The 13,030-nt window shown below is 36.6% G+C and carries 15 protein-coding genes and 1 pseudogene; 9 read left to right on the top strand and 7 right to left on the bottom strand.

Going from position 1 to position 13,030, the window contains the following annotated elements:
- Positions 1-226, top strand: a pseudogene (locus C7B89_RS15305) (hypothetical protein); the annotation flags it as partial.
- Between the two features lie 138 nt (positions 227-364).
- Here C7B89_RS15305 and hemY read toward each other — a convergent pair.
- From hemY to hemE, 3 genes are all read right to left on the bottom strand, one after another.
- Positions 365-1,786: a protoporphyrinogen oxidase gene (gene hemY, locus C7B89_RS15300; RefSeq protein WP_048391734.1), complete on the bottom strand. Its 1,422-nt coding sequence runs from the start codon at positions 1,784-1,786 to the stop codon at positions 365-367.
- A 14-nt stretch (positions 1,787-1,800) separates the two neighbouring features.
- The gene (gene hemH, locus C7B89_RS15295) at positions 1,801-2,721 is read right to left on the bottom strand and encodes a ferrochelatase (protein WP_112116630.1); all 921 of its coding nucleotides are present in this window, start codon (positions 2,719-2,721) and stop codon (positions 1,801-1,803) included.
- A gap of 156 nt (positions 2,722-2,877) precedes the next feature.
- The gene (gene hemE / locus C7B89_RS15290) at positions 2,878-3,927 is read right to left on the bottom strand and encodes a uroporphyrinogen decarboxylase (RefSeq protein ID WP_048391738.1); all 1,050 of its coding nucleotides are present in this window, start codon (positions 3,925-3,927) and stop codon (positions 2,878-2,880) included.
- A gap of 233 nt (positions 3,928-4,160) precedes the next feature.
- On the opposite strand from hemE, the gene C7B89_RS15285 reads away from it, so the two are divergent.
- Positions 4,161-4,679 (top strand): antibiotic biosynthesis monooxygenase family protein, encoded by a 519-nt coding sequence (locus tag C7B89_RS15285; protein WP_115674064.1) that lies wholly within the window; start codon positions 4,161-4,163, stop codon positions 4,677-4,679.
- Positions 4,680-4,746: 67 nt separating this feature from the next.
- Here C7B89_RS15285 and C7B89_RS15280 read toward each other — a convergent pair whose 3' ends face one another.
- Together C7B89_RS15280 and C7B89_RS15275 are read right to left on the bottom strand one after the other, a co-directional pair.
- Positions 4,747-5,928 carry an ABC transporter permease gene (locus C7B89_RS15280; RefSeq protein WP_115674063.1) on the bottom strand — a complete coding sequence of 394 codons (1,182 nt, stop codon included), beginning with the start codon at positions 5,926-5,928 and terminating at the stop codon, positions 4,747-4,749.
- Complete coding sequence (locus tag C7B89_RS15275) at positions 5,912-6,661, bottom strand: ABC transporter ATP-binding protein (protein WP_115674062.1); 750 nt, start codon at positions 6,659-6,661, stop codon at positions 5,912-5,914. Before C7B89_RS15275 ends, C7B89_RS15280 begins: the two co-directional genes overlap by 17 nt.
- 104 nt (positions 6,662-6,765) lie before the next feature.
- Between C7B89_RS15275 and C7B89_RS15270 the strand changes: the two genes are divergently transcribed.
- The 6 genes from C7B89_RS15270 (at position 6,766) to C7B89_RS23290 (ending at position 10,119) form a co-directional block, all read left to right on the top strand.
- Positions 6,766-7,179, top strand: coding sequence for an HIT family protein (locus tag C7B89_RS15270; RefSeq protein ID WP_115674061.1), 414 nt, complete (start codon positions 6,766-6,768; stop codon positions 7,177-7,179).
- Between the two features lie 148 nt (positions 7,180-7,327).
- Positions 7,328-7,864: a tryptophan transporter gene (locus tag C7B89_RS15265; protein ID WP_103118796.1), complete on the top strand. Its 537-nt coding sequence runs from the start codon at positions 7,328-7,330 to the stop codon at positions 7,862-7,864.
- A gap of 134 nt (positions 7,865-7,998) precedes the next feature.
- Positions 7,999-8,394 (top strand): YtxH domain-containing protein, encoded by a 396-nt coding sequence (locus tag C7B89_RS15260; RefSeq protein ID WP_048391751.1) that lies wholly within the window; start codon positions 7,999-8,001, stop codon positions 8,392-8,394.
- Between the two features lie 157 nt (positions 8,395-8,551).
- Entirely contained in the window at positions 8,552-9,112 is a 561-nt protein-coding gene (locus tag C7B89_RS15255) for an HTH-type transcriptional regulator Hpr (protein ID WP_004230760.1), read from the top strand.
- A gap of 205 nt (positions 9,113-9,317) precedes the next feature.
- A complete protein-coding gene (locus C7B89_RS15250; protein ID WP_016992098.1) occupies positions 9,318-9,863 on the top strand; it encodes a DUF3267 domain-containing protein in 546 nt (181 codons plus the stop codon).
- 70 nt (positions 9,864-9,933) lie between these two features.
- Positions 9,934-10,119 (top strand): hypothetical protein, encoded by a 186-nt coding sequence (locus C7B89_RS23290; RefSeq protein ID WP_008173337.1) that lies wholly within the window; start codon positions 9,934-9,936, stop codon positions 10,117-10,119.
- A gap of 245 nt (positions 10,120-10,364) precedes the next feature.
- On the opposite strand, the gene C7B89_RS15240 is transcribed toward C7B89_RS23290, so the two are convergent.
- Positions 10,365-10,469, bottom strand: a complete 105-nt coding sequence (locus C7B89_RS15240; protein WP_004230765.1) for a YjcZ family sporulation protein — start codon at positions 10,467-10,469, stop codon at positions 10,365-10,367.
- A gap of 143 nt (positions 10,470-10,612) precedes the next feature.
- Between C7B89_RS15240 and C7B89_RS15235 the strand changes: the two genes are divergently transcribed.
- A complete protein-coding gene (locus C7B89_RS15235) occupies positions 10,613-11,593 on the top strand; it encodes a peptidylprolyl isomerase (RefSeq protein WP_048391754.1) in 981 nt (326 codons plus the stop codon).
- 62 nt (positions 11,594-11,655) lie between these two features.
- Here C7B89_RS15235 and C7B89_RS15230 read toward each other — a convergent pair whose 3' ends face one another.
- Positions 11,656-12,960 carry a methyl-accepting chemotaxis protein gene (locus tag C7B89_RS15230; RefSeq protein WP_048391756.1) on the bottom strand — a complete coding sequence of 435 codons (1,305 nt, stop codon included), beginning with the start codon at positions 12,958-12,960 and terminating at the stop codon, positions 11,656-11,658.
- Positions 12,961-13,030 lie beyond the last annotated feature (70 nt).

Genomic DNA, 13,030 nt, shown 5'->3' with positions numbered 1-13,030 from the left:
AAATTTAATTAGTGGCTTGTTCCCTGTACTAAATGTCAATGTGGCGCTTGTATTAACTTTACGCGCAGTTCTTGGAAATGGCACAATCACTTTAGCAGGAGAAGTGAATTTAAATGCTGGAGATACGATTGATTTGTTCTATGAAGCAAATGGATTGACTATCTCTCTTACACTAGGCGGCGCTAACTCTGGTGGTATTGTTTGGTCATGTCATCGAATTTCTTAGAGTTAGGACATTAATCAGCAATACAGCTTTAGTAGAAATAGCAAACCACAAAATAGTGGTTTGCTATTTCTTTTTCATGTAACAATATAAAAAATAGTACAAACATTGATAATAAATGTTTGTACTATCTGATTTGCATTACTTGAACATTTCCATTAATACTTCATTCGCAACCTGTTTACCTTGCTGTACACATTCCGGAATTGATATTCCTTCAAACGAGCTTCCTGCAAGCTTTACAGTTGGAAAATGTTCTTGTAATTCTTGTTTGATACGAAGGACTTTCGCCTCGTGGCCAACTGTATATTGTGGCATCGCATTTTTCCAACGTGTTACAACCGTTGTGACAGGTGCGCCATCGATACCAATCGTTTTCTGTAAATCCTGTAGCACGGTTTTTTCGATCTCCGTATCCGATAAAGCCACAATCGCTTCGTCGCCCACTCGACCAATATAACTGCGTAATAATACAAAATCCTTTGGTGAAGTACCTGGCCATTTTCGATTCATCCAAGTGCAGGAAGTAATTGAAAAATCACTATTTCGAGAGACATAAAAAGAAAGTGCATCTAAATCACCGAGTTGTTCCTTTTTAAAGGCCATTGTAACGGTTGCAATAGTAGCAGCCTTCATTGTGCCCAATTCATGTAATAGACTTAACTTACTAAACATTTTTTCAGCCATATTAAAGGGGGTGGCAATAATAACAGCATCTGCTTTGATATGTGAAAAATTATTGAGCATCACCTGAACTGAACCATCCTTGCCATGCTCTATTTCCTCTACTTTGACACCCTTCATCACTGTCCCCGGAAGTAGTGATTCTTCTATACTTTCAATGAGTGTTTCAAGGCCATTGCTAAAGGTTTGAAAGATACCTTTATTTTCAGCTATGTGATGATTGCTTAAGAAATTCGTGCCTGACTTCTTCATACCAATCAGCAAACTACGATATTGTTGTTCTAAACTATAAAGCTGTGGGAAGGTTGAGCTCATACTTAACTGCTCAATATCCCCTGCAAATGTACCTGCTAGTAGGGGCTCTACTAGATTTTCCACTATCTCAGCACCAAATCTTCTTCTAAAAAAAGCGCCTAACGGTTGATCGTCATCCTGTGTAGAACGGGGAATGAAAAAGTCCCCCGCCGCACGAACTTTACCACTTAGTGAGAACAAGCCTGAAGTTATGAATGAAGAGATATGCGGTGTCTCTCCAGATAAGAGATGACTAGGTATTGGATATAACTGACTACCAACAGCTATATAGTTTGGACCCGCATTACTTGTTAATAGTTTCTGTTCGATCCCAAGATCCTTTGCTAAATCATTGACATAGTTTTCACGATCAAAAAAAGATTCTGGCCCACGCTCAATAATAAAGCCATCTTTTCTTAGAGTTTGAATTTTTCCGCCAAGACGTAATGACGACTCGACAAGTACGATATCTAATGGCAATTCTTTTGCGCTTGCTTCTTTTTGCATATAGAACGCAGCTGTAAGGCCTGTAATGCCACCGCCTACGACAACTACCTTTCGTCTTTTCTGAGTCACCAACATCATCACTTTCTTTTCGCTTAGCTTAATTTTTTATGAATCGCCTCTACCATCGCATCAATAAATAAAGGATGTGTATTTGGCATCGCTGGACGATAGTATTTTGCACCAAGTTCATCACAAACAACTTTACATTCAAAATCGTTGTCATACAACACTTCTAAATGCTCTGTTACGAAACCTACTGGTGTATAAACAAATGAACGGAAACCTTTTTCTTCGAATAGCTCACGTGTTAAGTCTTGAACATCTGGACCAATCCAAGGCTCTGGTGTTTGGCCTGCTGATTGCCAGCCAACCTCTACATTTTTTAAACCAGTCGCAGCTTGAATAAGACGAGCTGTTTCAATTAGTTGATCTTCATATGGATCACCTAAGTTTTTAATTTTTTCAGGCAATGAATGTGCTGATACAATTAGACAAGCTGTCTCACGTTCTTCTTCTGACATTGCATTGAATGTCTCATTCACTTGTTGTTTCCAGTATTCTATGAATTTGGGCTCGTCATACCAAGATTCCACAGAAGTTATCTTTAAGCGACCTCCTGCGGCCTCTTCAGCACGACCATTATAAGACTTAATTGAGAAAGTAGAGAAATGAGGAGCTAAAACAATAGAAACCGCTTCTTTTATGCCCTCCTCCACCATTTGCTCTACTGCATCTTCTATAAATGGATGAATATGTTTTAAACCAATAAACAATTTATATTCTATAGCATCCTGTACTTCGTTCAAACGGGTACATAATGCTTCAGCTTGTGCTTGTGTTGCCGCAGCTAATGGGGATAAACCACCGATTGCTTCATAGCGGCTACGTAAATCTTCTAAATGCTCTGCAGAAGGTTTACGTCCATGACGAATATGCGTATAGTAAGGTTCAATATCTTCTTCTTTATAAGGTGTTCCATATGCCATTACTAGTAAGCCTTTAACTTCTTTCATTACCCTTTTCACCTCTAAAATTGTTTTATGTTTTTCATACATTATGTGATAAAAAGAAGCTGCCCAATCTTGATTGTTGGACAGCTCCTTTTCTACATTGAAATTAAAATTCCCTATGTAGAAAAGGACATATTATTCACGCTTGATTGACTTCCATTAAGAACGAGCTTGAATTTGTTGAGCACTATATTCATGAATAAGTGTTGTAAGACGTTTTAAGACATCTGGGTCAACCTCTGGGAAAACACCATGACCAAGATTAAAGATATGACCTGGCATTTCTAGACCTTGATCAATAATATCTTTTGTTCGTTTTTCAATAACTGACCAATCTGCAAGTAATAGGGATGGATCTAAGTTTCCTTGTACAGGCTTGGTAATACCATTGGCACGTGCATCTTTAATCGGTAAACGCCAATCTAAGCCCACAACATCTATCGGTAAATCATTCCATTCCTTTGCTAAATGGCTAGCACCCACTCCAAATTGAATTAATGGTACATTTTCTTTTTGCAACTCTGCAAAAATACGAGTCATAATCGGTTTAATAAATACACGGTAATCCTCTACATTTAAGGCTCCAACCCATGAGTCGAACACTTGGATAGCTTTTGCACCAGCTTTAATTTGAGCCGTTACATCTGCAATAATCATGTCAGCGAGTTTATCCATTAAAGCAAACCAAGCTTGAGGTTCAGATACCATAAATGATTTTGTTTTATTATAGTTTCTTGAAGGACCACCTTCAATCATGTAGCTTGCAAGTGTGAATGGGGCTCCAGCAAAACCGATTAGAGGTACATTTAATTGCTCTTCTGCAAGTAACTTGATTGTTTCTAATACAAATGGTGTATGCTCTTTAGCATTGAATTCACCTAATTTTTCTACATCCGCTACTGAACGAATAGGATTTGAAATAACAGGACCAACACCTGCCTTGATTTTCACATCTATCCCAATTCCAGGGAGAGGTGTGACAATATCTTTATATAAAATAGCAGCATCTACATTGTAATTTTCTACAGGTAGACGAGTGACATACGCACATAGCTCAGGTTGATGTGTAATTTCCTCTAAGGAATACTTTTCTTTAATGGCACGGTATTCTGGCTGAGAACGTCCTGCCTGACGCATATACCAAACAGGTGTATGTGCGGTCCTTTCTCCACGTGCAGCACGTAGAAGTGTATCATTAAAAGTTGTCATGAATAGTTCCTTCCCCTCGTTAAATTCTTACTATAAAAAATCGCATGTTTATTCCTTTATTATTGATATCCGTTTCCAATAGTAAACGCTTCCTCTGTTATTGTATAGTTTTCCTAGTGAAATGTCATAAAATTGTTCTTTCTCGGCATATTCTTTTTGAACGGAGCGTTAGACTTACGCCAGAAAGGGTATAATCACGCTATATTAGTAAGATTCATAAGGAGGATAAATTCATGTATATTTATTTAACTTCTGGTACTGGCGATTTTTTGGAACAGGTAAAAAATAAGTATCCTAATGAACATATGATTTTAATTCATGGGGAAGGTAACTCTGTACTGATACATGAAACAGAAGGAAAAACAGTATTTACGACACCCCGTAAATTTGAAGTGTTAGATTCAGTAAATGATTTAGAGGAACATGGTTTCTTTGTTTTCAATAATATTCCTGTAACAGATGAAGGAAGACCTGTTTTCGAGCATCGCTTTTTAGAACGTTCACGCGCTATTGAAAACGAGCCTGGCTTTGTTGCCTTCCGTTTATTAAGGCCTATCAAGAGTGATACTTACATTGTCATGACTCAATGGCATGGACCTCATTCATTTGAGGCATGGAAGAGTTCTAAAGCCTATGAAACTGCCCATGCTAGAAGAGATGATTCAACTGGGATACGCCAGCAAAACATCTTCTCAGCAGCTTCTTATGTAACAACCTATAGTGCTATCCCGAAAGAAGAAGATTCACAATAAGTTTAAATAATTAAAAGCTCATTTATCCAACAATATCATTGGTAAATGAGCTTTTTAGTATTCTATTCTATTTTGAAACCTTCGACGTTAATTCACTAATCACCAAAACAATAATGAAGGCAATATAAAACATTGGCTGTGTCATAGCACATAAGCCCACAACAATAGCTTGTGAAATCATGGCTAAACGCACAATTTGCTTCACAGCTAGTTGACGAGCATGATCTGGTAACGGATAGAGCATGTCCATTCGAAATTCGCCACTGGATAACAGAGCTTGTTTTAACTGAATAGTTGTCGCAAAGCTGAGTGCACCTGCTACAATCCATGTAACGACAGGAATATCTACAAATGCTGCAATGATTGCTGAAATAGCAGTAAGGCGTACCCATAAATAGAAATGGTCATCTGTCCGAATAAAGGTACGAAATACCAGGTACTTTTGAGCATTTTCCTTACCGTATGGTACAAATTTATAGAGCCAGTCCATCCAGCTTCGACGCCGAATGCTACCGTGTAAATGAGGTACGTCTGTAAAATAATTTGCAAAACGATAGAAGCTCATCATACGATTCTGTTCAAGCTTGACAAAATGCTCATACGGCACTGGTTCGCCAACTGATTTTTTACTAAAGACGATCATATAAACAACACTAATAACTATCGCGATTACTGCTAATAACAACTGCGCATGGAGCCCCATATAAATAGCAGCCGCAAAGATGACAGCTCGGATAAACCTATCCACCCAAACCATCTGCCCTCGTTCACTATAACGATAGCTGAATTCTCCACGAACACTTAGATATTTCAACACAATAGTAAGTAAAAATATTGTCCATATTTCGACCGTTGTTAATTCAGTCACGGCTTTTAATAAAGGGATACTAACAATATAGACAATCGCAACAATCCAAACCTGAGACCAAAACGTCCAAGCCAACGCCTTGCTGAAGTACAAAGACATCTTTGATTCTAAAGGTAATAAGTATACTTGATCTGGCTCTCTCAACAATGTAGTCGGACGGCTAAAGGCCAATAAAATCCCTATGATAACAGCTATCAGGACTTCTGCTGGAAAGTCTGTTTGAACAACTTTCAGCCATTCGCTATATTGATAGCCCCCTGCTCCTATTAGAAATACAAGTACGATAGCAATATGCCCTGTAAAAATAAATTGCATATATTTTTGTACTTCTCCTATATAATGCATGAAGCGAGAGGACCATACATCACGCAAGTTCTTCATGGTCCCGCTCCTTTGTCATAGCAATATAGAGGTCATCTAATGTCGCATACGGCATAGCAAATGATTGACGTAAATCAGCCATTGTTCCTTGTGCTCGAACTCTTCCTTCATGCAATAAGATAATGCGATCACAATGCTTTTCAGCTGTCGATAGAATATGTGTAGACATTAATATAGAAGCGCCTTCTTTTTTCTTTTCATCCATTTGATCTAATAACGATTGAATACCTAGTGGATCCAATCCCACAAAAGGTTCATCAATAATATATAGACTTGGATTCACTAAAAAGGCACACATAATCATAACTTTTTGACGCATTCCCTTTGAAAAATGTGAAGGGAACCAATTTAATCTCTTCTCCATTCGAAATTCTTTTAACAGTACCTCAGAACGAGCATCGAGTGTTGCTTTGTCAATACCGTAAGCCATTGCAGTTAATTCTAAATGCTCTCTTAATGTTAGCTCATCGTATAATACAGGGGTTTCAGGAATATAGGAAAAGGCTGTACGATACTTGTCCGTATCTTCCTTTAATGTTACACCATTTAGACGAATGTCCCCTTCCTTTGGCAACATTGTTCCTATAATATGTTTAATCGTTGTACTTTTACCAGCTCCATTTAAGCCGATTAAGCCAACTAGTTCACCTTTTCCAATCGTAAAAGATAGATCTTTAATAACAGGTTTTCTTGTATAACCACCTGTCACATGCTGTACCTCTAATACTGACATATTCTCACTCCTCTTCTTGTATTATATATTATCAAAAATTAGCAAATGATACAGGTTTGAGTATGATAGAATGTACTTACATATACGTTAAGGGGGAAATTCTTATGAGCGATTGCCTATTTTGCAAAATTATTGATGGTTCCATTCCAAGTACAAAAATTTATGAAGACGATCATGTCTATGCATTCACAGACATTTCACCTGTTGCAAAGGGCCATACACTATTAATTCCAAAGCATCACTGCCAAGATCTATTTGAAATGTCAGAGGAAGTGGCTCGTAATCTATATGCTGTAGCACCAAAGATTGCAAATGCTATTAAAGCAGCATTTCAGCCGATTGGTTTGAATACCATTAATAACAACGGTGCTGCAGCTGGACAAACTGTTTTCCACTACCACTTACATTTTATTCCGCGTTACGATGAAAAAGAAGGGCTAGGCTTAATTTGGCAAACACAAAAGTACTCACCAGAGCAGTTGTCAGAAGTAGCAGAAAGTATTAAAGCCAATCTATAAGCCATTTGTAATATATTAACATCTGAATGTTCAGAATGCTGTATTGCAAATTTTTAAAATTTAGCGTACAATCACAAATAAGTTTCGCTAGCGGTCAAGAGGACACGTTAGGAGACAAATAGATTAGCATAGTCGAGGAGAGATTCAAATGAATACAAAGAATTTAGTATTAATGGCACTGTTAGTAGGTGTCGGTGCTGCACTTTATGTGGTTACACCAGGAATGGTGAATGGAATGAAGCCTGATTTTATGTTAACCATGATGTTTATTGGTATTCTATTATTCCCAACAGTGAAAGAAACGTTCCTACTTTCTCTTTCAACAGGGGTGCTTTCAGGTTTATTTACAACATTCCCAGCAGGTCTAGTTCCAAATATTATTGATAAAGCTGTTACTGGTTTTGTATTTTTAGCTGCTTTAATCATTCTCAAAAAACTGGCAGGTCATTTCGCCGTATCTGCTGTCTTAGTTGGCTTGGGAACAATTCTTTCAGGAACTGTCTTCTTAGGAGTAGCGCTTTTTGTGTTTAATGCAAATGTTGGCGCGACGTTTGCGATGCTATTTATTGGCGTTGTCCTTCCAGCTGTCGTATTTAACGTTGTTGCGTTTGCCGTTATTTATCCAATTGTTTCAAAATTAGTGAAGCGCTCTAAATTCAATACAGCTATTTCTCAAATTTCATAAATAAACACTTTAAATAATCAAAAGAAACTAAACTGTGACGGTCAAATCACTCGTTTAGTTTCTTTTTTCTTTTTGTATTGGTGCATTTCATGGTTTAATAGTAAATAAACATGACTAGAAATGAGGTATCTAATATGAAAGCAAAACCATTTTTACTTGGACTAACGACAGGAATTATCGGTGGGACAATCGCTGTACTTTTCTCCACGCCACAATCTGGGCAACAGCTACGTGCTTCTGTTAAACAAAATGTTGACCAAACAAAGGGTATGCTCCTTGATGTAAAACAACAAGTAGGAACTGTTAAACAATCTGTTAACACATTAACAAATGAAGTAAAAAATAATATCCCACAAATAATAAATGATTTAAAGCAAACAATTACGACTTTTACTGAAGAAATCGAACCAACGAAAAATAATTTACAACAAGAATTAGATGCTTTACAGAATTCGATAAGCGAAATCGAGAAAAACATTGCACAAATTACAGAAAATAAGAAAAAACCTCAAGAAAAAGTTAGCGACTAAAGTCCTTATCGATAGTTAGATAATCTGTATTTTTATCAAAAACTATTGCTATAATATTATTTTTTAGCCACTTTTCAATTTTTTAATTTTTCTAACTTTAAACTTTTTTCCTTTACTGCTATAATATTTTTAAAAATGTGAAAGAAAGCAGTAGGTGATGGCTTTGTCAGAGGAATTATATACACAAAAAGAAGCGATGCTTTATAGTCAAAGAATCGCACAGTTATCAAAAGCGCTGTGGAAAGCGGTTGAAAAGGATTGGCAACAATGGATTAAACCTTATGATTTAAATATTAATGAACACCATATTTTATGGATTTCATACCATTTAAAAGGCGCTTCCATTTCTGATGTTGCGAAATTTGGCGTGATGCATGTTTCTACAGCATTTAATTTCTCCAAAAAATTAGAAGAGCGAGGCTTTCTTAAGTTTTCCAAGCGTGATGACGATAAACGTAATACGTATGTTGAACTTACAGAAGCTGGCACAGAGCTCATTATAGAGATGAATAAAAACTACCATAATACGTATCATTCCGTACTGGAAGGATCATTAGCATTAAAAGATTTATATGGCCGTTTCCCTGATTTTTTAGATGTAATGGCTGTTATTCGTAATATCTATGGTGAAGATTTCATCGATATTTTCGAACGCTCTTTCCAACATTTCCGTGATTCCTTTGACACACTAGAAGAACGCACACCTGTAAAAGGATAAGACGAAGCTTCAAACTGCACATAATTTTTCCTGCAATTATTTATAAGTTGAACAAAAATGAGTTATACTACTGTTCATTCAGGAATGAGTCATGTGAAAGGAGGTATTTCAGAAATATTTCTGAAGTACCTCCTTTTTCTTGCATTCTAACATAATTCAATTTACATTAAATAGGACACTTCCTATTCGGAGTTGATAAAAAACCATGCATTGCTGGAAAATTTTAAATTTAGAACATCATTACGGTACTACGCGTATTATTATAATGGGTGTCATTACTTTTTTATTGGTCTTTTCTGTTTCGTATGTAACGTTTAATTTATTTAATGAAGAGCATTATACAGATCGACTATTCTGGCTCTTTGTGATAGCTGTGCTAACACTTTATCCCATTCACAAATTTTTGCACTTTGTGGCCCTATTTGATTTACGCCAACATTTAAAATTACGTGTACGTAGTCAGTTTTATATAATTCCTGTTTTACACATGCGAATTCGAGAGCCATTATCTAAAAATCGATACATCTTAGCATTACTTACGCCTTTTATCGTTCTAAATACTAGTATTATAGTTGGAACATGGCTTTTACCAGCCTATACCCATTATGGGACATTGCTGTTAGCCTATCACTGTAGTCTATGCCTGATTGATATCCTTTACGTAAAGTATCTCTTGAATTCACCTAAAAATTCACAAATAGAGGAAACACCTAAAGGCTATGAAATTTTAGTTCCACCGACCGTTCACTAAATTGCTTGTACTTGTTTTTTATTGACGTTCTTTGTTATGCTATTACTATTGAAAGAGGGGAGGAATAGACTTGCTATTAATGATTGTAGTTCTATTCTCGGTATTCTATTTATTTCAAATTAACCGCATGACATATGCTCTATGCATGCGACGTGAAATTCCCGAAGAAAACCAACCAAAAATATTCCGAACTATAAATATACTTATTACTATCCTACTTGTCTCATTCTACATTGAAATTTTATATGCAGTTTAACAGAAAATTCCATTACGCCTTGGCGTAATGGAATCTAAATTTTTTCGGGCTTTTTTGAAAAGCCCCTTTCAAAACATGTGCACCATCCGCGCCCGTCCGCACGCTTGAAGATAAGTCGAGCCCCCCATGCAACAACTTTTACTAATCAAATAAATTGTTTAGAACCTAAGGCATGCGGCGCGAATGTCTAACATTGTTAAGAAAAGCTAAGAGTTAAAGCTCTTAGCTTTTCGCGGTTTTATTAATTAGTATAGGAACGCTGCACCAACGATAATTAATAAAATAAATAACACAACTAATAAAGCAAAGCCTGAGCCGTAGCCACCGCCACCGTATCCTCCGTTGCCCATAACTTCACCCCCTTTCTTTTCTATATCCTATGCGCTTCAAAATTTGAAATATAGGCAATACTCAAGGGGGAACCATTTTGTTTTTAAAACGTTTATGTTATAGTAAAAAATGGACGAAACCATGTTAGGAGAGAATATCCACTATGAAAAAGACAGTTTTATCTTTAACTTTAGCTGCATCTGTATTAGCGCTTGGTGCTTGTAGCGGCGGAGACAGCAAAGCAATCGTTACTTCTAAAGTGGGCGATATTTCAGTAGCTGATTTTAATGAAAAGGCAAAAGCTTTAACAGGCTCATATGTAATGCAGCAAATGGTGACTGAAAAAGTTTTAGCTGACAAATATGAAGTAACAGATAAAGAAATCAAAGAAGCGTATGACACAACTGCATCACAATTTGGTGATGGCTTTACACAAGCGCTTGCTGAAAGTGGTTTAACAGAACAGGGCTTTAAAGATTCTTTACGTGTTCAACTTCTTCAAGAAAAAGCTTTAAAAGATCAAGCCATTAAAGAAGAAGATGTGAAAAAATACTACGAGCAAATGAAAACAGAATTAAATGGTCGTCATATTTTAGTAGCAGATGAAAAAACAGCAAAAGAAGTAATTGAAAAAATTAAGGGTGGCGCTAAGTTTGAGGACGTTGCAAAAGAGTACTCAACAGATACTGGCTCTGCTCAAAAAGGTGGAGAGCTTGGATGGTTCTCTGTAGGTTCAATGGTAGATGAATTTAACGATGCCGCTTATGCTCTTGAATTAAATACATTAAGTGAACCAGTAAAATCTAGCTTTGGTTACCATGTAATTGAAATTACGGACAAGCGTGATGTAAAAGGTGTTGGTTCATTTAAAGACGAAGAAGAAAACATTCGTTCAACTATGTTAAGTAAACTGAACCAAACTGGTGAAGCTCAAACGATTCTTAAAGATATCGTTGCAAAAATGGCTAAAGATGCCGATGTGAAAACATCTGATAAAGATTTAAAAGAACCGCTTAAATTCTTTACAACAACAAGTGAAGAACAAGCAAAAGCAGCTGAAGAAGCAGCTAAAAAAGCTGAAGAAAATGCGCCAAAAGAGGATTCCGAAGATAAAGCAGAAGATACTGACAAGGAATCTAAATAATTAGAGTCTAGTATATAACAAAAGAGAAGCACCCTGATACATCAGATGCTTCTCTTTTTACTCTATTTTACTTTAAATTGGCTAATTTCAGTTTGTAGGTCATTTGACATTGTCTGAAGAACATTTGCAGCACTTGCTATTTCCTCATTAGAAGCACTTTGTTGCTCGATAGATAAAGCAATATGCTGTATGCCCGAAGATGTGCCATTTGCTATGCCAACGACTTCTTTTACAGCCTCATCTGTTTGACTAGCTTTCTCATTGACACGCAAGACAATATCCTTTACCTCCGTTGTACGATGACTTATCTGTTGCAAATATACGACTATATTTTTAAAGGTATCGCCTGTCTGTTCAACAGACTCACGGCCTTCCTCCACAAACTGTGTACCGCTATTAATAGCATAAACAGCACTGGAGGTTTGGTTTAAGATATCATCCACCAATGTTCGAATATTATCTGCAGCCTTTCCAGATTCCTCTGCTAACTTTCTTACTTCATCTGCCACTACTGCAAAGCCTTTTCCAGCCTCTCCTGCACGAGCTGCTTCAATAGATGCATTTAATGCAAGCAAGTTTGTTTGATCTGTAATACTTGTAATCAACGCTACAATCGTACTGATTTCCTTCGATTTTTCGCCTAAAGCATTTACAACTGCAGTTGACTGATGAACAGATTCATTAATGGTATTCATTTTTGCAATCGTTTGCTCAATTAACTGTAATCCTAAATCAGCCTTTTGGTTCGTTTCATTTGCTATTGAGGCAACTTCCTGAATAGCAGAAGATGCATGATCCATATCTTTAGTAATTAAATGTGCTGATTCAGATAATAAATCCATTTGCCTTAATTGTCCTTCTGCACTGGAGGCAATTTCCCCAATGGCACCCGAAATAGTTTCAACTGTTTGACTGCTTTGTTCGGTAATCGTTGTAAATTCCTTTGTAAAGGTTGATACATCTGTCGATGCTTTATTCGTCTTTTCAATGACCGTCCCAATTTGTTCTAGCATATGATTAAATTCAGTCGATAATTGACCAATTTCATCTTTTAATCGATCATCAATACGAACAGTTAAATCGCCATCAGCAGCCTGGGTCATAGCATTTAACACACGCTTTACACGCCTTAAGACAATATACCTTGTACATAAAGAAATAATTACTGTGCCAATAAATAACGAAATAAATGTATTAATGGCAACCCCAGCACTTCCATTCAAATGCACTACCTTCTCGAATTGACGACTAACAAATTCTGAAATATGGGAGCTAATAAATAAACTTATGCCGATAGCTAGTATCATTTTGAAAATTAAACTTTTCCAAAACTTAATTTTCCGTGAAAAAAGTCCCTCTGTATCCATTACTTTTCCCCATTCCTATAATTTCTCTCTCTATTCTAAATTAAATATTCACATTGGTACAATAGTTAGG

Origin of the sequence: Lysinibacillus capsici, from assembly GCF_003367505.1 — a bacterium.
Taxonomy (GTDB): domain Bacteria; phylum Bacillota; class Bacilli; order Bacillales_A; family Planococcaceae; genus Lysinibacillus; species Lysinibacillus capsici.
Note: the sequence above shows the minus strand (reverse complement) of the source record. Positions and strands in the feature narration are given on the sequence as shown.